Origin of the sequence: Aestuariibacter salexigens DSM 15300 (assembly GCF_000429145.1) — a bacterium.
Lineage (GTDB): Bacteria > Pseudomonadota > Gammaproteobacteria > Enterobacterales > Alteromonadaceae > Aestuariibacter > Aestuariibacter salexigens.
In genome coordinates this window covers 39,045-55,986 of record NZ_AUBH01000015.1, presented here as the reverse complement: position 1 = coordinate 55,986, position 16,942 = coordinate 39,045, and the positions used below count along the sequence as shown (strand labels likewise).

General features: G+C 48.8%; 18 protein-coding genes, 1 other RNA gene and 1 pseudogene. 12 read left to right on the top strand and 8 right to left on the bottom strand.

Translation table 11 applies throughout. The annotated features are described in order from the left end of the window. Positions 1-298, bottom strand: a pseudogene (locus G441_RS0115410) (IS3 family transposase); the annotation flags it as partial. A gap of 108 nt (positions 299-406) precedes the next feature. Between G441_RS0115410 and G441_RS19405 the strand changes: the two are divergent. Genes G441_RS19405 through G441_RS0115395 form a run of 3 tightly spaced genes read left to right on the top strand, consistent with a single transcriptional unit; the run spans position 407 to position 3,296 of the window. Further along, on the top strand, positions 407-1,672 hold the full coding sequence (locus G441_RS19405) for an adenylate/guanylate cyclase domain-containing protein (RefSeq protein WP_169726094.1): 1,266 nt from the start codon (positions 407-409) through the stop codon (positions 1,670-1,672). Then, on the top strand, positions 1,653-2,804 hold the full coding sequence (locus G441_RS0115400) for a cupin domain-containing protein (RefSeq protein WP_169726093.1): 1,152 nt from the start codon (positions 1,653-1,655) through the stop codon (positions 2,802-2,804). Before G441_RS19405 ends, G441_RS0115400 begins: the two co-directional genes overlap by 20 nt. A 33-nt stretch (positions 2,805-2,837) precedes the next feature. Next, the gene (locus G441_RS0115395) at positions 2,838-3,296 is read left to right on the top strand and encodes a GNAT family N-acetyltransferase (protein ID WP_026377184.1); all 459 of its coding nucleotides are present in this window, start codon (positions 2,838-2,840) and stop codon (positions 3,294-3,296) included. 18 nt (positions 3,297-3,314) lie between these two features. Here G441_RS0115395 and G441_RS0115390 read toward each other — a convergent pair whose 3' ends face one another. Both G441_RS0115390 and ydiJ read right to left on the bottom strand, forming a co-directional pair. After that, complete coding sequence (locus tag G441_RS0115390) at positions 3,315-3,731, bottom strand: DUF4826 family protein (protein WP_026377183.1); 417 nt, start codon at positions 3,729-3,731, stop codon at positions 3,315-3,317. A gap of 20 nt (positions 3,732-3,751) precedes the next feature. Next, complete coding sequence (gene ydiJ, locus G441_RS0115385) at positions 3,752-6,793, bottom strand: D-2-hydroxyglutarate dehydrogenase YdiJ (protein ID WP_026377182.1); 3,042 nt, start codon at positions 6,791-6,793, stop codon at positions 3,752-3,754. 135 nt (positions 6,794-6,928) lie between these two features. On the opposite strand from ydiJ, the gene G441_RS19595 reads away from it, so the two are divergent. After that, entirely contained in the window at positions 6,929-7,147 is a 219-nt protein-coding gene (locus G441_RS19595; RefSeq protein ID WP_084407399.1) for a PGPGW domain-containing protein, read from the top strand. A gap of 64 nt (positions 7,148-7,211) precedes the next feature. On the opposite strand, the gene ppsA is transcribed toward G441_RS19595, so the two are convergent. Continuing rightward, positions 7,212-9,584 (bottom strand): phosphoenolpyruvate synthase, encoded by a 2,373-nt coding sequence (gene ppsA, locus G441_RS0115380; RefSeq protein WP_026377181.1) that lies wholly within the window; start codon positions 9,582-9,584, stop codon positions 7,212-7,214. A gap of 434 nt (positions 9,585-10,018) precedes the next feature. On the opposite strand from ppsA, the gene ppsR reads away from it, so the two are divergent. Continuing rightward, a complete protein-coding gene (gene ppsR / locus G441_RS0115375; protein ID WP_026377180.1) occupies positions 10,019-10,831 on the top strand; it encodes a posphoenolpyruvate synthetase regulatory kinase/phosphorylase PpsR in 813 nt (270 codons plus the stop codon). Positions 10,832-10,843: 12 nt separating this feature from the next. On the opposite strand, the gene G441_RS0115370 is transcribed toward ppsR, so the two are convergent. After that, positions 10,844-11,194, bottom strand: coding sequence for an RnfH family protein (locus tag G441_RS0115370; RefSeq protein ID WP_026377179.1), 351 nt, complete (start codon positions 11,192-11,194; stop codon positions 10,844-10,846). Further along, complete coding sequence (locus G441_RS0115365; protein WP_026377178.1) at positions 11,191-11,622, bottom strand: type II toxin-antitoxin system RatA family toxin; 432 nt, start codon at positions 11,620-11,622, stop codon at positions 11,191-11,193. The genes G441_RS0115370 and G441_RS0115365 overlap by 4 nt, the downstream gene beginning before the upstream one ends. A 128-nt stretch (positions 11,623-11,750) precedes the next feature. On the opposite strand from G441_RS0115365, the gene smpB reads away from it, so the two are divergent. Further along, positions 11,751-12,230 carry an SsrA-binding protein SmpB gene (smpB, locus tag G441_RS0115360; RefSeq protein ID WP_026377177.1) on the top strand — a complete coding sequence of 160 codons (480 nt, stop codon included), beginning with the start codon at positions 11,751-11,753 and terminating at the stop codon, positions 12,228-12,230. A 26-nt stretch (positions 12,231-12,256) separates the two neighbouring features. Here the strand turns inward: smpB and G441_RS0115355 are convergent, their stop codons facing one another. After that, positions 12,257-13,504, bottom strand: a complete 1,248-nt coding sequence (locus tag G441_RS0115355; RefSeq protein WP_026377176.1) for an NADH:flavin oxidoreductase/NADH oxidase family protein — start codon at positions 13,502-13,504, stop codon at positions 12,257-12,259. A gap of 74 nt (positions 13,505-13,578) precedes the next feature. Here G441_RS0115355 and G441_RS0115350 point away from each other — a divergent pair, with 74 nt between their 5' ends. Next, the gene (locus G441_RS0115350) at positions 13,579-14,004 is read left to right on the top strand and encodes a MerR family transcriptional regulator (protein ID WP_026377175.1); all 426 of its coding nucleotides are present in this window, start codon (positions 13,579-13,581) and stop codon (positions 14,002-14,004) included. A gap of 79 nt (positions 14,005-14,083) precedes the next feature. Next, positions 14,084-14,441, top strand: a transfer-messenger RNA (tmRNA) gene (gene ssrA, locus G441_RS19590). A gap of 176 nt (positions 14,442-14,617) precedes the next feature. Here the strand turns inward: ssrA and G441_RS19400 are convergent. Then, positions 14,618-15,583 carry an META domain-containing protein gene (locus G441_RS19400; protein ID WP_051275652.1) on the bottom strand — a complete coding sequence of 322 codons (966 nt, stop codon included), beginning with the start codon at positions 15,581-15,583 and terminating at the stop codon, positions 14,618-14,620. A 206-nt stretch (positions 15,584-15,789) separates the two neighbouring features. On the opposite strand from G441_RS19400, the gene G441_RS19585 reads away from it, so the two are divergent. From G441_RS19585 to G441_RS0115325, 4 genes are all read left to right on the top strand, one after another. Then, entirely contained in the window at positions 15,790-15,924 is a 135-nt protein-coding gene (locus G441_RS19585) for a class IIb bacteriocin, lactobin A/cerein 7B family (RefSeq protein ID WP_084407398.1), read from the top strand. A 10-nt stretch (positions 15,925-15,934) separates the two neighbouring features. Further along, entirely contained in the window at positions 15,935-16,093 is a 159-nt protein-coding gene (locus G441_RS19720; protein WP_156896388.1) for a hypothetical protein, read from the top strand. 62 nt (positions 16,094-16,155) lie between these two features. Further along, the gene (locus tag G441_RS0115330) at positions 16,156-16,356 is read left to right on the top strand and encodes a hypothetical protein (protein WP_026377174.1); all 201 of its coding nucleotides are present in this window, start codon (positions 16,156-16,158) and stop codon (positions 16,354-16,356) included. Between the two features lie 120 nt (positions 16,357-16,476). Then, a complete protein-coding gene (locus G441_RS0115325) occupies positions 16,477-16,914 on the top strand; it encodes a CreA family protein (RefSeq protein WP_156896389.1) in 438 nt (145 codons plus the stop codon). The last annotated feature ends 28 nt before the right edge of the window (positions 16,915-16,942 follow it).

Here is a 16,942-nt window from a genome sequence, read left to right as displayed (position 1 = left end):
CAGCTTTCATTTTCGTGTCGGCCAACTGTTGTTCGAGCTGTTTAATACGTTGTTCCGGCGTCAACTCTGTTTCTTGCTCGCTCATGGTTGCTCCCCGTTTAAAAAACCTGGGTGTGCCTAAGGACCAATCTAGACGACCATGCCTGCGAAGCCAAACTAAAACTGTCGAACTACCCTGAATACCATACTTGTATTGAGCTTGTTGATACGTCAACTCTCCCTTTTCTACCTGATCAACAACTGCCAATTTAAAAGCGAGGGAATAATCACGCTGAGTTCGTCTATTTATTGAATGCATTACACTCTCCAAAAAAGGTTGGAAAAGTGTCAACGCTATTTAGGACGGGTCACCAAGTACACTGGAAGGGTGACATGATGTCACCCTTTTTTATTTGAGATGGAACTCATGTTTAATGTACTGCAGCGGCGGCTTTTAAACGCATCTTTTTTTGACGTCAGCGTCGCCACCGATACGCCCGGCATGCTGACCCATTTATGTGCGCTGCTTATGTGCAGCTTTATTATCCTGCAAATTCCGGTTGTCTTACATTTTACTCCTGTGGAATCAGGGCGGGCAGCACCACTGCTGCTCTGCATATTGGTTCACGCTGCTATCATGTTGGCCGTATCTTATTGCCTTTCGCTCAACAGGTTGGTGACGGCCAAATTGTTATTGGTGGCCGGTTTCACCAGCTACCTTGCGTGGTCAACGCTGCTATGGACTGCTGATATTGGCACGCCCTATTTTCTGCTGCTGGCAATTTTCGTTATCGCATTTATCTTTGCCCACAAAGAGCGTGCATTAATGGCAGGCTGTACTGCGCTGGTCAGCATCGCATTCGTCGCGCTGCAAGTGGTGCGCATAAACGCGCTGGGCGGTCCCACATGGCAACCTCAGCAGTATTTGCAGCTGTGTAATCAGATAACCCTGCTGGCCGCATGTTTGCTGACCTCAGTGTTGTGTCATCAACTGGCACGTCAGGCGTGGACGCAACGTCACCTGTCACTCGCCAAAGACAGCGTATTGTTATCAGAAATTCTGCCCAAACCGATTGCCAGGTGCTGGCAACATAACAGGCAACGGATCGCTGTTGAATACCCCTGTGTTAGCGTAGTCTTTGCGGACATGAACAACTTTACACGTCTGGCCCAAACGCTGGATGATTTAGCACTGGTCACGTTGCTTGATGATATCCATCGTGAATTTGACCAAATACTTACCTATCATGGCCTGGAGAAAGTGAAAACCAACGGCGATCAATATATCGCCGTGGCAGGACTGTACGATGCAAATACAGGTAGCAATCTGAGCAACACACCGGCACAGCAAGCGTGTCGCTTTGCTCTGGCTATCACGCGAGCCTACCGAGCTCGCTGTAAGCAGTTGCAACTGCAGTCGTCACTACGCACGGGCATTAGCAGTGGCCCGGTGATTGCCGGCATTATCGGGGCCTATAAACCCGTTTTGGATCTGTGGGGCAACACGGTTAACCTAGCGAGTAGAATGGAGAGCCATGGCCTGGATAATCATATTCAATTGGATGCATCAACGTATCAGATGACATCAGGTCAGTTTACCTTTACCAGACGGGACCATGTATGGTTGAAGGGGATCGGCTTTCGTACGACGTATTTATTGAAGGATGATGCCGTTGAGTTATCAACTAATTAACTTTGATCGCGCTGAGTTTATGCGTAAATACTGGCAGAAAAAGCCTGCCGTATTCCGCCAGGTCTTTGATCAGTTCAGCGATCCACTGGATGAGCATGAACTGGCAGATCTGGCTATGGAGCAGGACATCGACTCGCGCATTGTCAGTCGAGATGGCGACAAGTGGGCAGTGCATGAAGGACCGTTTTGTGAGTTTGACTCAGTATGTCAGCACCATTGGTCACTGCTGGTACAGTCTGTTGATCATCACCATACGAGTGCCGATGCGCTGCTGCGCGCCTTTTGTTTTGTTCCAAATTGGCGCATTGATAATCTGATGGTCAGCTTTTCCGTTGCCGGCGCTGGCGTGGGTGCACATATCGACCAATACGACGTGTTTATTATTCAGGGAAAAGGCAGCCGTCGCTGGCAGGTCGGGTTGCCGGGCGACTACCCGCCCTATTCTCCCCATCCCTCATTGTCGCTAATAGACGGTTTTGAGCCGGTTATCGACGAAGAGTTACATCCTGGTGATATGGTCTATATCCCTCCGGGACATCCACATCAGGGGCAATCATCATCAGACTGTCTGAATTATTCAGTGGGATTCCGAGGCCCAACTGGAAAAGAGCTATTGACCTCATTCAGTGAAGAGACCGAACAATATAATTGGTTTACAGAGCGTATCAGCGATCCGACTCGTCAATGTCAGCCACTGGCAGATGAAATTTCACAACAGGATATCAGCGAGCTGCGAAAAAAATTTCACACTATGATCGATTCCGATCAGTTTCTACTGTGGTTTGGCCAGCACAGTGCCCGTCGTCTGGAAGACTGGATGTTAGAAGAGCTCGAGGAGGATGGCAGGACTGACGATAAAATTGTCCCACCTGATAGCCTGCTTATCAGGCAACCAGGCATTCACCCCATATTCATACCTGCTAATGCGTTTTCAGACCGGATAGCCAGAGTCTTTGTTGAAGATGTCAGCTTCAACGTACCGGATGCTGAGTGCGAATTGGTAAGAGAATTTCTGAATGCGCCACAATTTACGATAAATTCGAAAAAAAGCCACCAAAACAGTTTATTTTTTAACCGCTTTGTGGCTACACTGGTAAATCGAGGATTCTGGCATCAACACTCGTCTTTGTGATGCAGGGCCAAACACTCAATACCAGGGGGCACAATGCCGTTACGTGTGAAAAACGTGACATGGAAGGACGCGAAACAAACGCTCAGCAAATTGCGAGAGGAAGTATACGTCTATGGCTGGCGTATCCCCGCAGAGCGCGAATTTGATCAACACGATGATCAGGCTTTTCATATTCTGATGTCTGATGATAAACACGAGCCGATCGCAACAGCGAGACTCACCCACGAGGGAGAACTTGGTCGCATTGCTGTCAAACCCAAGTTCAGAGATAAGCGTGTTTATATTGCGCTTAGCAAAGCATTGCTCAAAATAGCCAGACAACAGAACCTTCAGGAAGTAGTGGTGCTGTGCGACCTCAGTGCCGTTGATGAATTTAAACAGCAGGGATTCAGGTCAGTCGGGCAGGCTTTTATGGAAGCCGGGATCCCACGTCAAAAAATGGCCTGCGCAGTGGAGTCCTTTTCACTGGCAAAAGTTGATTTAATGCACTAGCCGGGTGCTGGCAACAGACTATTGTTGCCAGATATTCTGCTCGTTGTAGAGTCGATACAACCCCTCAGCCCGCGATTCTAATAGTGCTGCGTGTTCTATTTGCTGCTTATCAGCGGCATTCTCACGACGAATATTTTCCGCTTTCATTTGCCACATAAAGGCAAAATGACGAAGTGCGCTGCGCGCTTCTTTTTCATTTTCAACCGGCATGAAATCACAGGGAAGATCGCCACTTAATACCCAGTAAAACCGCTGCGCGGTGTCTTTGATTTTCCATATCGCAAAAAACGGTGCCAGGTAACGACTTTCCTCGGTCACTACGCTCTCAAATAGTACGCCATTTTCTGCCAGATGCTTATTTGCGCGCTGAAATTGCTCTCTCACCCAAGCTGAGGTCTGCTCTGGGGTAAGTTGACTCGGTATATGTTCTGCCATTGTCGTTCTCGTTATTGTGGTTATTCATTAGTGTGCAAATGCGAAAGCAGCACTTGCAAAGGATGTTGAGGTTTATACCCGTCAATGCGCGATACCTGACTGCGACAGGAGTATCCGGTTGCCAATACGCGACTGGTATCTAACTTTTGCAGTGCTGGCTGCCAGCTTAGGTTAAAAATGCCTTTCGAATTTTCAAGCTGTTCCACCTCATGACCATAAGTACCGGCCATCCCGCAGCAGCCCACTGCGACAGGCGTCAGCGACAATCCGGCTCGGGCGAAGATTTGCTGCCATTGCTGTTCACTTTTCGGTAATGCAGTCTTTTCAGTGCAGTGCGCAAATAGCTTATACTCGTGGTTATCCCCCGGGCCAGCAGTGAATGCATCTTCAGGCAATGACAACAGCCACTCATGCGCTATCTGTACGGTAAAATCGCCTCGCGCCTGTCCCAATGCTTTAACGTACTCATCGCGATAACACAGCACCAGTGACGCATCGACACCTACCATAGAGCAGCCGGCCTGGCTGATACTATTTAGAAACGCTGCGGTATTTTTGGCAGTTGCCGCAAACTGTTTAAGAAAGCCCTTTACATGCTGAGGTTTACCATTGGGTTTAAAAGGTAAAAGCATCGGACGATAACCCAGTTGGTCTATCAGACGCATAAAGTCTTCCACCAGCTCGGCTTCATAAAAACTGGTAAACGGGTCCTGCACAACAAGTACAACCTTATTACGCTCACGCTCCGGCATGGCTTCCAAAGTGGCGAGATTAAACTGCCAATCTGCACGTCCCGCAATCCTATGCGCAAGCGTAGGCGTTGACAGTAAAGGCATATCAACATAGCCGACGTTATTAGCGAACAAGCGTTGTAGCCAGGTACGCTTCAAGAACCAGTTTACCGGTCTGGCAAATTTGGCCATCAGCGGTGCCATACGTTCGACATTCGCCACCAGATAATCTTTCACTGGACGCAGGTAGCGCTGGTAGTAAATATTCAGAAAGCGGGCCCTGAATTCCGGCACGTCGACCCCGACAGGACATTGACTGGAGCAGGATTTACATGCCAGACAGCCATTCATGACCTCCAGCACCTCATGAGAAAAATCCTGTTCTGCACTTTTTTTCTGCGAGTTTCGCCAGCGTGCCCACCAGGACAGATTAGTGCCGTTTTCCAACTCGGTGACGTCCTGGCCCTGCGTCGACAGAAGCCGTAACCACTCGCGGATCATGCCAGCTCTTCCCTTTGGCGTATGCCGCCGATCGCGGGTGATTTTACTCGATGGGCACATCGGCGAACTGACATCGTAATTGAAACACAGGGCGTTGCCATTGCAGCTCATGGCGGGCTCAAACGCATTGCGCACGTGGATAGGGATCTGCCTATCCAAACTGCCGCGTTTTACGTCATCAACGCTGACAAGTTGTGCGCCCGAATCAAAAGGTGTGCATATCTTGCCCGGATTCATCTGGTTGTGAGGGTCAAACGCACGCTTTATTTTTTGAAGTTCGGCGTAAAGCTCGTCACCAAAAAACGCTGGTGCATACTCACTGCGATAGCCTTTACCGTGTTCGCCCCACATCAAACCGCCATACTTGGCAACCAGTTCAACGACCTTATCAGACAGGCGTTTCATCAGTTTTTCCTGCTCTGGATCGCTCATATCAAGGGCCGGACGCACGTGCAGTACCCCAGCATCAACGTGACCAAACATGCCGTACTGTAACTGATGGCTATCCAACAGGTCTCGAAACTCCATGATAAAGTCGGCCAGATGTTCAGGCGGTACCGCTGTGTCTTCGGCAAAGGCGATAGGCTTTTGCCAGCCTTTGGCTTTACCCAGCAGTCCAACGGCTTTCTTGCGCATGGCGTATATTTTATTGATATCTGCCACATCAAAGGTGACCTGAAAACCAATCACGCCATGCTCGCCATTTTCCGCAGCAGCGCGTAGCTCTTCACTCAAACGGGCAATTTTGGCCTGAATTTCCTGTTCGTCATCGCTGTTATACTCGACCATATTCAGACCAAGCATGTGCTTATCCGGCACATCGGTAATCAGTTCAGAAACCGAATGCCAGATAATGTCTTCACGGGCCAGGTTAAGCACTTTGCTATCAACGGTTTCAACAGAAGTAGCATCGGCAGCGATCATGCGCGGAGCGTGACGCAGTGCCGACTCAAAGGAGTCATATTTAATATTAACCAGCGCCTTATTTTTCGGTATAGGCGTGACGTTTAATTTCGCCTCGGTGATGAATGCCAGCGACCCTTCCGAGCCGGTCAGGATGCGGCTGATATCCAACTCTGTGACGTCATCACTGATTGCATGCTCCAGATCATAGCCGGTCAGAAAGCGGTTCAGGCGCGGAAATTTGGCCAGAATCCTGTCACGTTTTTCCACACAGGTAGCAAGCAATTGCTCGATGATCTGCGCGGCTCTGTCGCCTGCTTTGACTAGTTGTCTGGCACTATCCAGCGGCATGGGCGCAGAATTTATCAAGGTGCCATCGGCCAGTACCGACGTTAAGGCCAATACATGGTCGCTGGTTTTACCATACACCAATGAGCCCTGCCCTGACGCGTCTGTGTTTATCATGCCGCCGATGGTCGCGCGATTACTGGTCGACAAATCTGGCGCGAAGAAAAAGCCATGCTCCCGCAGTGCATCATTGAGCTGGTCTTTGACCACACCCGCCTGCACTGTGACCCAACCTTGTTCGGCATTGATTTCCAGGATGTTGTTCATATACCGCGACATATCCACCACGATACCGCTGGTCAGCGACTGACCATTTGTACCTGTTCCACCGCCTCGCGCTGAAAAGCACACTTTCGGGTACTGCTTGGCCAATGTGCCGATGACGATGACATCGTCAGTTCCGCGGGGAAATACGACCGCCTGAGGAAGACGCTGATAAATACTGTTATCAGTTGCCACAGCCAGTCGACTGGCATAGCTATACTCAATATCACCAGAAAACGCTGACCCAGACAGTTCTGATAAGAAACTGGCATAGTCGGTCTCGAGCGTGGCGTCAGGCTTTAATGCGGGTAACATACGGCAAACAGAGGAGTGTCAGATAGTCAGCTTGCGATTATACCTAAGCTTGAACATGATTTGTAACATCAATCTTATGGCAATTTGTTTGGTCTTACGTAGACTTTGTATAACGATAAAAGTAGGAGAGTTGCGGTGAAAAAAACGGTCAAAACTATTGTCGGTGCATCTTTAGTGCTGGCAGGGATTGTCTTTTCTATCCTGCCAGGTTCAATCCTGTTTGTCCTTGCTGGACTCCTGATCCTCGCCACAGAGTTTGCTATTGCTCGCGTATGGTTACGTAAATGCCAATCGGGTATGAGTCATGGCGCAAGACGACTGGATCGGTTTTTGTTACTCAGAAAGCTTCGTTAAGCTTGTTCCCATATACAACAACACCGGCTTAAAGCCGGTGTTGTTCGTTCTATACCCGGTGTTATCAAGCGTGATTTTCAGCCAGATATAACCATGTTTCGACGACGGTATCCGGGTTGAGACTGACGCTGTCGATACCTTCAGCCACCAGCCACGCAGCCAGGTCTTCATGATCAGAAGGACCCTGACCGCAGATACCAACGTACTTGCCACGACGTTTGGCGGTCTGAATTGCCATCGACAACAGCTTTTTCACTGCCTCATTACGCTCATCGAACAGATGGGCAATAAGACCTGAATCGCGGTCCAGTCCCAGCGTCAGCTGAGTCAGATCGTTTGAGCCAATCGAGAAGCCGTCGAAGATATCCAGGAACTCATCCGCCAGCAATGCATTGGATGGTAGCTCGCACATCATAATAACGCGCAGGCCATTCTCGCCCTGCACCAGTCCCTGCTCTCTGAGCAGTTCGATAACCTGACGGCCTTCTTCTAACGTTCTGACAAATGGGATCATGATCTCAACGTTAGTCAGGCCCATCTTATTGCGAACACGCTTGATGGCTTCACATTCAAGTGCGAAGCATTCTCTGAAATCTTCAGAGATATAACGACTCGCTCCGCGGAAGCCCAGCATTGGGTTTTCTTCATCTGGCTCGTACTGATAGCCGCCGACCAGGTTAAAGTATTCGTTTGACTTAAAGTCAGACATGCGCACGATCACTTTTTCAGGCGAGAATGCCGCACCAATCGTGGAAATACCTTCGACCAGCTTTTCAATATAGAACTCAGTCGGTGATTCGTAACCGGCGATCATGTCGCTGATCTCTTCTTTCAACTCGTCAGGTTGTTCATCAAAGCTCAGTAACGCTTTAGGGTGCACACCGATCATGCGGTTGATAATGAACTCAAGACGGGCCAAGCCAACACCTTTATGCGGCAGGCGCGCGAAATCAAACGCGCGGTCTGGGTTGCCGACGTTCATCATCACTTTGAGAGGTAAGTCGGGCATCGAATCGATACGCGATGTGGTCACATCGAAATCCAGTTGCGCATCATAAATGTAGCCCGTATCCCCTTCTGCACACGACACCGTAATGTTGTGTCCGGTCTCGATGGAGTGCGTGGCGTCGCCACAGCCAACAACCGCAGGAATACCCAGCTCACGAGCAATGATTGCCGCATGGCAGGTACGTCCGCCACGATTGGTGACGATTGCCGCGGCCTTTTTCATGATCGGCTCCCAGTCAGGGTCGGTCATGTCGGTAACCAATACGTCACCGGGCTGAATCTTGTCCATCTCTTCAATAGAGCCAAGTACTTTCGCGACACCTGAGCCAATCTTATGACCGATTGCGCGTCCCTGAGATACCACTTTAGCCTGACCTTTAAGCTGGAAACGCTCGATCACTTGCGCATCTTCGCGGCTACGCACGGTTTCAGGTCGGGCCTGAACGATGTATAGCTTGCCATCGAGGCCATCTTTGGCCCACTCGATGTCCATCGGACGTCCATAATGTTTTTCGATAATCATAGCCTGCTTGGCAAGCTCCATCACTTCTTCATCGTTGATGGAAAACTGCATGCTGTCGCGTTTATCGACATCGATGATTTCGACTTGCTTACCGTGACTGGTGTCGCTTGAGTAAATCATCTTGGTCAACTTGCTACCAAGATTACGACGCACCACGGCGGGCGTGCCTTTGGTCAGGGTTGGCTTGTGCACGTAAAATTCGTCTGGGTTTACTGCACCCTGCACGACCATTTCGCCCAGTCCGTACGATGACGTGATAAACACCACATCTTCGAAGCCTGATTCAGTATCAATGGTAAACATGACGCCAGATGAGGCCTGATCACTGCGCACCATACGCTGGATACCGGCAGACAGTGCCACGCCTTTATGATCGTAGCCCTGATGCACTCGGTAGGAGATAGCGCGATCGTTAAATAGTGACGCAAAAACGTGCTTAATGGCAGTCAGTACAGACTCATAGCCTTTAACGTTCAGGAAAGTTTCCTGCTGTCCCGCAAAGGACGCATCAGGCATATCTTCAGCGGTGGCTGATGAGCGCACAGCGAACGACGCTTCGTCACCCGCATCGCCCTGGAGTTGTTCAAACGCATCGCGAATGGCGTCTTCCAACGCAGGCTGAAACGGTGTATCTATCACCCACTGGCGAATGTTCTTACCGGCCTCGGCAAGCGCGTTGACATCGTCAACGTCTAGTGCGTCGAGCACCTCATGAATTTTCTGATCCAGGCCGCTCTGCTCGAGAAATTCGTCGAAGGCTTCCGCAGTCGTGGCAAAACCACCTGGCACCTGCACTCCCGCATTCGCCAAATTGGATATCATTTCTCCCAGCGATGCATTCTTACCGCCGACTTTACCGACATCGCCCATCCCTAGTTGCTGGTACCAAAGTACATATTCGTGCACTGCCAAAGCCTCCAAATTGTATTTTTGTCCCGTCCTGTCATTCCTGCAAGGTGTGTCCGGACAGTTCATTGCGTAAGGTAAAATGGTTAGACCTGTTTGTTATGTTATTGTCAGGTCGCGAAATTCCTGTCACCAGTCACTCCGCGTTGTGGATTTTAGAATGGTGTATGAATCAATGTAAAATTTAATTTAAAACTGTAATTAAATTACCACAATGTTAAAGAATTGTTCTCGGCTAAACCAATAAAACAGGGGCTTTGCGAGGACTCTTATTCGTCGGTTGCAAAAATGCTGTCGTGCTTTTACAAGCTACTTATTTTCTAACCAAAATTACCGGGCTGGTAATTATCCGAAGCTTGCATAGAATGAAGCGATAAAAATGACAACAGATGCTTGTTAATACTTTTTGTTAATGAGCGATTAAGGACCCTATTGTGCGCACCGCTTTTTACATTTCTGACGGCACCGCCATCACCTCTGAAGTATTTGGTCATGCTCTGCTATCGCTGTTTCCTATGCAGTTTAATCATAAAACGATTCCGTTCGTGGAAACGGAAGAACAGGCTAATGAGGTGGTGAGGGAAATTGCCGAGAGTTTCGCCGAGACCGGCCAGCGTCCATTAGTGTTTTATACCGTTGTGAACATGGATGTGCGACGCATCATCTCCAGGTCGGTAGGCATTAACTACAACTTTCTGGACCAGTTTGTTGCGCCGCTGGAAAAAGTCCTCGGAGTGCCTTCTAAGCCTGAAAAACACCGTACCCATAGTATCCACGAGACCACATACGATATCCGTATTGAAGCGGTTAACTATGCATTGGCCAATGACGATGGTTCGAACATCAAAGACTATCATGAGGCTGATATTATTCTTTGCGGTGTCTCTCGTTCTGGCAAAACGCCAACCAGCCTCTATCTCGCCCTGCAATATGGTATCAAGGCAGCAAACTACCCGTTTACCGAAGAGGACATGGGCGACATTCTTAAACTGCCACCGGCGTTACGGCGTTTCAAACAGAAGCTTTTTGGACTGACAATTGATGCCCAGCGACTGCATCAGATCCGTTCAGAAAGACGCGCCAACAGTCGCTATGCTTCACTGCCGCAGTGTCGAATGGAGCTCAGAGAGGTGGAAAACCTGTACCGAAAAGAAAAAATCCCGTTTCTTAACAGTACCAAGTATTCGATAGAAGAAATTTCAGCCAAGATCCTGGCCACTACCGGGCTTCAGCGTCGTAAATATTAACGCGGGACTGGCTTAGTCAGTTTCACCCTCACCAAGGCGCTTTTTGCGTCCGCCGGTGACTTTGTCAGCACGGCCTTCCTGCTTGGCTTTTTCTGCCCGGCGCTTACGTACTTCTTTTGGATCGGCGATCAGTGGACGATAGATTTCGATACGATCACCATCCGAGACGGCATCCGACAACTTACAGGTGCGATTCCAGATCCCCACCTTATTTTCTGTCAAGTCAATTTCCGGAAACCGCGAAAGAATACCCGATTCCTGAATGGCGGCTTCAACAGATACGCCGCTGTGCACTGAGAGTTCAATCAGAGCGTATTTATCGGGCAGTGCATAGGCCACTTCAATCTGGCAAATGTCACTCATTGGTATACCTCTTTAGCCCGCGTTGTAAACGCGTGAACCATGTTACTGGCCAGTGAATTAAACACTTTGCCAAAAGCCATTTCCGCCAGTTTGCTGGAAAATTCAAATTCCAGATTCAGTTCAATTTTACATGCATCTTCAGACAGGCTTGAAAATGTCCAGCCACCGCTGAGGTGTTGAAAGGGGCCATCAATCAGTTTCATGTTGATGTATGCACCACGCTTGAATTCATTGAGTGTGGTAAACCACTGATTAACACCGGCCTTTGAAATCAGCAGAGAGGCCGTCATGCCATTATCTTCACGTTTAAGCACTTTACTCTGCGCGCAACCGGGCAAAAATTCCGCATACGCATCGACGTCGTTGACCAAATCAAACATGTTGTCTGCGCTGAAAGCCACCAGCGCACTTCGACTCACACTCGGCATTTAGGTTCTGGATCACTGTGGTGTATAAAAAGACGCGGAAGTGTAGCATGAAAAAACCCGCGATTTTTAGCCAGATTTTTCACTCCGCGATAAAGACAAACTTAGTGCGATGCGTATAATACGCGGCCATGAGTAAAAACAAGACTAAAAAGCCCGGCGGCGGCACCATAGCGCTTAATAAAAAGGCGCGGCATGAATACTTCCTTGAGGACAAATTTGAGGCAGGTATTGCGTTGCAGGGCTGGGAAATCAAAAGCATACGCGCTGGTAAAGTGAATATCAGCGACACCTATGTGATAATCCAGAATGGCGAGGCTTTCCTGCTGGGCTGTAAGATTCAGCCACTTAATCAGGCCTCTTCACATGTCATTTGTGATCCCGAACGTACGCGCAAACTGCTGCTTAATCGGCGGGAGTTAGATCGTTTGATGGGCGCACGGGATCGAGAGGGCTATTCTGTGGTCGCCACGGCGATGTACTGGAAAAAATGTTGGGTAAAAGTAGAAATACACCTCGCCAAAGGTAAGAAAACCCATGACAAGCGAGATACGGTCAAAGACCGAGACTGGGCGCGTCAGAAAGAACGCATGATGAAACACAAAGCCTGATGTCACTCAGGCTTTAATTTTTCCCTTCATTGAAACCTATCAACCTCTGCTGCGAAGCTTTGCCGATAACGTTTAGTCAGACGCGATGTACGCACTTGATCGGTGATCAGACTCCACAAGGGTGAACTGTCAGGTTTGGCACGTTTGCCATCCCCTACTCTGCGTAGCTGCCGTTTGATAATTGCCATCGTAGCCAAACCGGCAAGCGTCTTATCTTTCCAGTTCACCTTTGGGATCATGCCATTTTTATCTGGATCATGCTGCCAGTGATTCGGCAAATCCGGGGTAAATGCCAGTGCACTGGCCATGCCAACCAAACTCACGCCGCTTTCCACCACCGTATGCGCAGTTTCTAGCCGGCTAATGCCTCCTGTGGTCATTATCGCAATGCTGGTGTCTTTGGCGATACGTTGCGCGAATTCAAGAAAATAGGCTTCTCGCGCCAGGGTGCGCTGATCGGCGGTACGCCCCTGCATGGCTGGTGCTTCGTAACTGCCCCCTGATAGCTCAACAAAATCAACGTTGAGAGGCTCCAACATTTTTACCACGTTAGCAGCTTCGTCAACGTCAAAACCGCCACGCTGAAAATCCGCAGAGTTGAGTTTTACTGAGACGATAAATTCGTTACCGCATGATTGTCTGATACGTTTGACGATATCCAACAGCAATCGCGCGCGGTTTTCAATACTGCCGCCATATTCATCTTTGCGCTTATTAGTCAGAGGTGACAGAAACTGCGCTAGCAGATAGCCATGTGCGGCATGCACTTCAACACCGTCAAAACCGGCCCGCTTTGCCAGCTTTGCGGTGGTGTCAAATCGCATCGCCAGATCTTCAATTTCGGCCAGCGTCATCGCTCGCGGCTGACCGAATAGCTTTGAATGTTTCCCCATGTTTAAAGGCACATTAGACGGCGATAGCACTTTGCCGCCCATTCTGGCAAATACCTGACGACCGGGATGATTGATTTGCATAATCGCTATGGTGTTATTCAGCTTTGCGTTTTGTGCCATTTCCGAAAAGGCCGGAAGATGTTCAGGTGTTTCCAGAGCCAACCCACCTGGTCCAGTCATTGCGAGATGATCGACCATCACATTGCCGGTAATAATCAGCCCCACGCCGCCTTCAGCCCACGCTCGGTAAAGCCTGAATAATTCAGAGCCTGGAAGCTGTCCCTGACGTGCCATATTTTCTTCCATCGCAGCTTTGACGAGGCGATTTTTCAGGACAACACCACAGGGCAATGTTACAGGCGTAAAAACAGATGATGACATAAACGTATTCCGTTGCTGACGTGTTAGGTTACACTTTAACCTTAAAGTCAACTTTAAGGTCAAGAGTGAAATTCATGCGAATCGGTGAACTCTCTCAAACCAGCGGAGTGCCTACTTCAACGATCCGCTACTACGAGCAGCGAGGCCTAATCAGTAAGCCCGCCCGCACTGCCAGTGGCTACCGTCAATATGACGAAAGTGCTCTACAGCAGTTGCAGTTAATACGGATGAGCCAGCAGCTGGGGTTCAGTCTTGACGATCTGCCCAGGCTGCTGGACACCGACGGGAATTGGGATCATCAGCAAATACTGACCAAACTGAGTCAACATAAAGCCGATATGCAGAAACTTATTGAACAATTAACGGTCCAACTCAGTGTGTTAGGAAAGCTTGAAAACGTGCTAAGCAATACATGGGCGCAGGGTAAATGCTTACCTTATGAACGCATTAAAGCGCTGCTTGATGAAACCACTAACAAAAACGGAGCCAATAAGAGTTGAAACGGGTAATTTTACACCCATATTAAACAAAGCATTGATTCGAGGTGCGGGTGTGATAAAGTCGCGCTCGCAAGAATTCGGGGCTGATTAGGATTCGACAGGATTCATGAGGCTCGAGGTGCATGCAGAGGTGCGGTTTGCCTCTTAAAAAAGCCGCATTTAAATAGTCGCAAACGACGAAAACTACGCACTAGCCGCTTAATAACCGGTATAGGCCCTCCCACTCAAGTTTTGTCTGCTAGCTGAGGTTCGGGAGGTCATCCCAGTAGACTAGCGAGGGAAACCTGCCTGAGGTTGAACCGCGAAATAGTTTCAGGCCAGCTGCAAGGAATCCTGTTTGTCGGAGTCCAACGCAGTTAAATAAAAGACAAACTAAGCATGTAGTACCAACAGTTGACGTCTTCTGGACGCGGGTTCAAATCCCGCCAGCTCCACCAAATACAAAACCCTGTGCCAACGGCATGGGGTTTTTTGTTTGGTCGTGTTGGTGTGGACGCAGAATCCGAATCCGGGTTCACAAAAACGCCTGGAGCGTTTTTGGACAGCCGAAGGCTGGCCCTAAGGGCGAAGACCATGGAGGGTCTGAGCAAATCCCGCCAGCGTGGTTAAATCATCATCCCCCAAACACCACCGCATCAGGTATCTCATAACGCTCATTTCCCACCTGAATAATATGAACGTCAGCATCTCGCGTCGCTGAAAACTCTCCCCAGTCTGCCTGACTGGTGCTAGCACCAATGGCTTGACCAAGTACAAAATAGACTGCGCGTTTCCTGCCATCTGACTTGGTGATCACAACCGTTGCATAACCTGAGCCTGAACGAGCAACACCAAATGCACACTGTGATATTTCTTCCGCTTTAGTCGAGGCGCATTGCACTTGTCCGGTCGCATCAAACTCCCTCTGCCCGGCACGCAGTGCCGAGTCATCCTCGCCGTAAACTACTGCTCCGTTTGGAGCCACCGCAGGTTGAATATAATCAAGTGACACATAGCCGCGAACACCGCCTACCAGAGGCTGAATATCACACCAGGTCATGCCTTCTCCTGCTACGCAGCCATTCAGATTGTAAAGTAACGCTCCATTTTTAAGTTGTCCGATAATGGCAGCGTGTAATGAAGGTTGTTGACGCACGTTTAGTGCAGTGTCGATATTTACCACCTGCCAGTTTCTCGGACCGCCTCCAGTTGGGCTCACGGTCAACTTATCTGCATTATTCACTACGCGCCGCCAAACCAGGGTGCCACCATCGGCCATTAAATTCAGATAGAGCCAGTCGCCTTCAAGCACAAAAGATCTGATGTATCCCAGTTGCGCTGCAACAAATTGCTCGAGATTGTCAGGCCCACACAAAGCCTTCGTCATGGCCATTGGTCCAAATCGGAATTGCCCTGAAAGTGAATTGTCCGAAAAAGTAGCCTGCCAGTTACCTCGACCTCTGTTGCAATCGAGTACCATGGTGACTTTTCCCTCGCTACCGAGATCCATTTGATATTGGGAAGCGTCCAGAGGAGTCTTTTTGCCAACCTCATCACTCATCGACACAAACTCAACGAACTGCCATTTTCCTTCAAGCAACTAATTAGTCTCTGCCGTAACGCCGTAACTTGTGCTCATTATTAGCACAATCAAAAAACGAATAAGCCGCACCTTACCTGCCTCATTTTCTTAATTTTATATAACACTGCGTGAAAACTGTCCTCAAGTACAGCTTCACGTTGTCGCCCGATGCCCTACTATTTCCAATGGTCAATAACGACCAGATGACAAAAAGGATGTGATTTATGGATATTTCACAATTATCGAACGACGAGTTGCAACAGGTAAGCGGCGGAACCTGGGCACATGTTGCTGTAGCCATCGCAATCTCTGATGCAGCTTATGATTTTTATCTCGGCTTCACCGAAAACAGACGATAAGGTTAGCGTCATGTATACAGAAAAAATTAACTTAGAAGCGTTAACTGACGAGCAGATAGCGCACGTATCAGGCGGTGGTTTCTTTTATGAACTGGGTGCGTTTTTCGCCCAACAAGCCAACATCAGCGATTCAATTTACTCGCAGTACGGCAATACTAATCGAAACTAACAATGCAGCTTTAGGGGTTTCATTTACTGAAACCCCTTCAATTCATAGAGAGGATTGTACTGATGCAACAACTTCGACCGATATATCTGATCGGCGTCGCAATATTTTTTGCCAGAGCGATTTGGTCGCTTTTTAATGGCGAAGAAAACAGTCTGTTTCTCAGTGAACTACAAACTGGTTTACTGTTTTTGTTGCTGGCATCGATAACCGAAAAACGTTCATCCAGCACTGACGTTGAGGATTGCATAAAAAAAGCGAGCTGACATACTGGGTTGTATTGCCAACACGTCAGCAAACAACTTATGCAAACAGGATTTCTTAACAATAACTTGGCGTCTCGCTCATCTTTTCTCTCTTGCTTACTTGTTATATTGTCTAGCGGTATGCTGACCGCCTGCAGCGACAGCGAAGTTGGAGATGTGTCACTTGGCGTATTCACCACCAAAGACATCAAAATAGATGCGTTGGTCGATCCTGTTGTGACGGGCGTTACCTGCCATGTATCCAGTATCGAAGCGAACTTAAGCTTTTCTGACCCGTCTGACAGCGCTATCGCCTGTCGTCAGACCGGACCTATTACTAAAGCCATGCTTACCAGCATTGATAAGTCCGACTCAGGTGAAGTGGTGTTTAGAAAATCAAAAAGCGTGTTTTTCAAGTACATGAAAATTCGTCGTATTTATGATGCTGACGCGCAAACCCTGATTTATCTGTCTTATTCAACCAAAGAAACGTCGGGTAGTTTTAAACACAGTATTTCTACCGTGCCGCTATGGAATACCGACGCCTACACCACTCCCTCCGCTAGCTCGGGGTCATAAAATCTGCATGTTAAGCGTCGCATTGTAT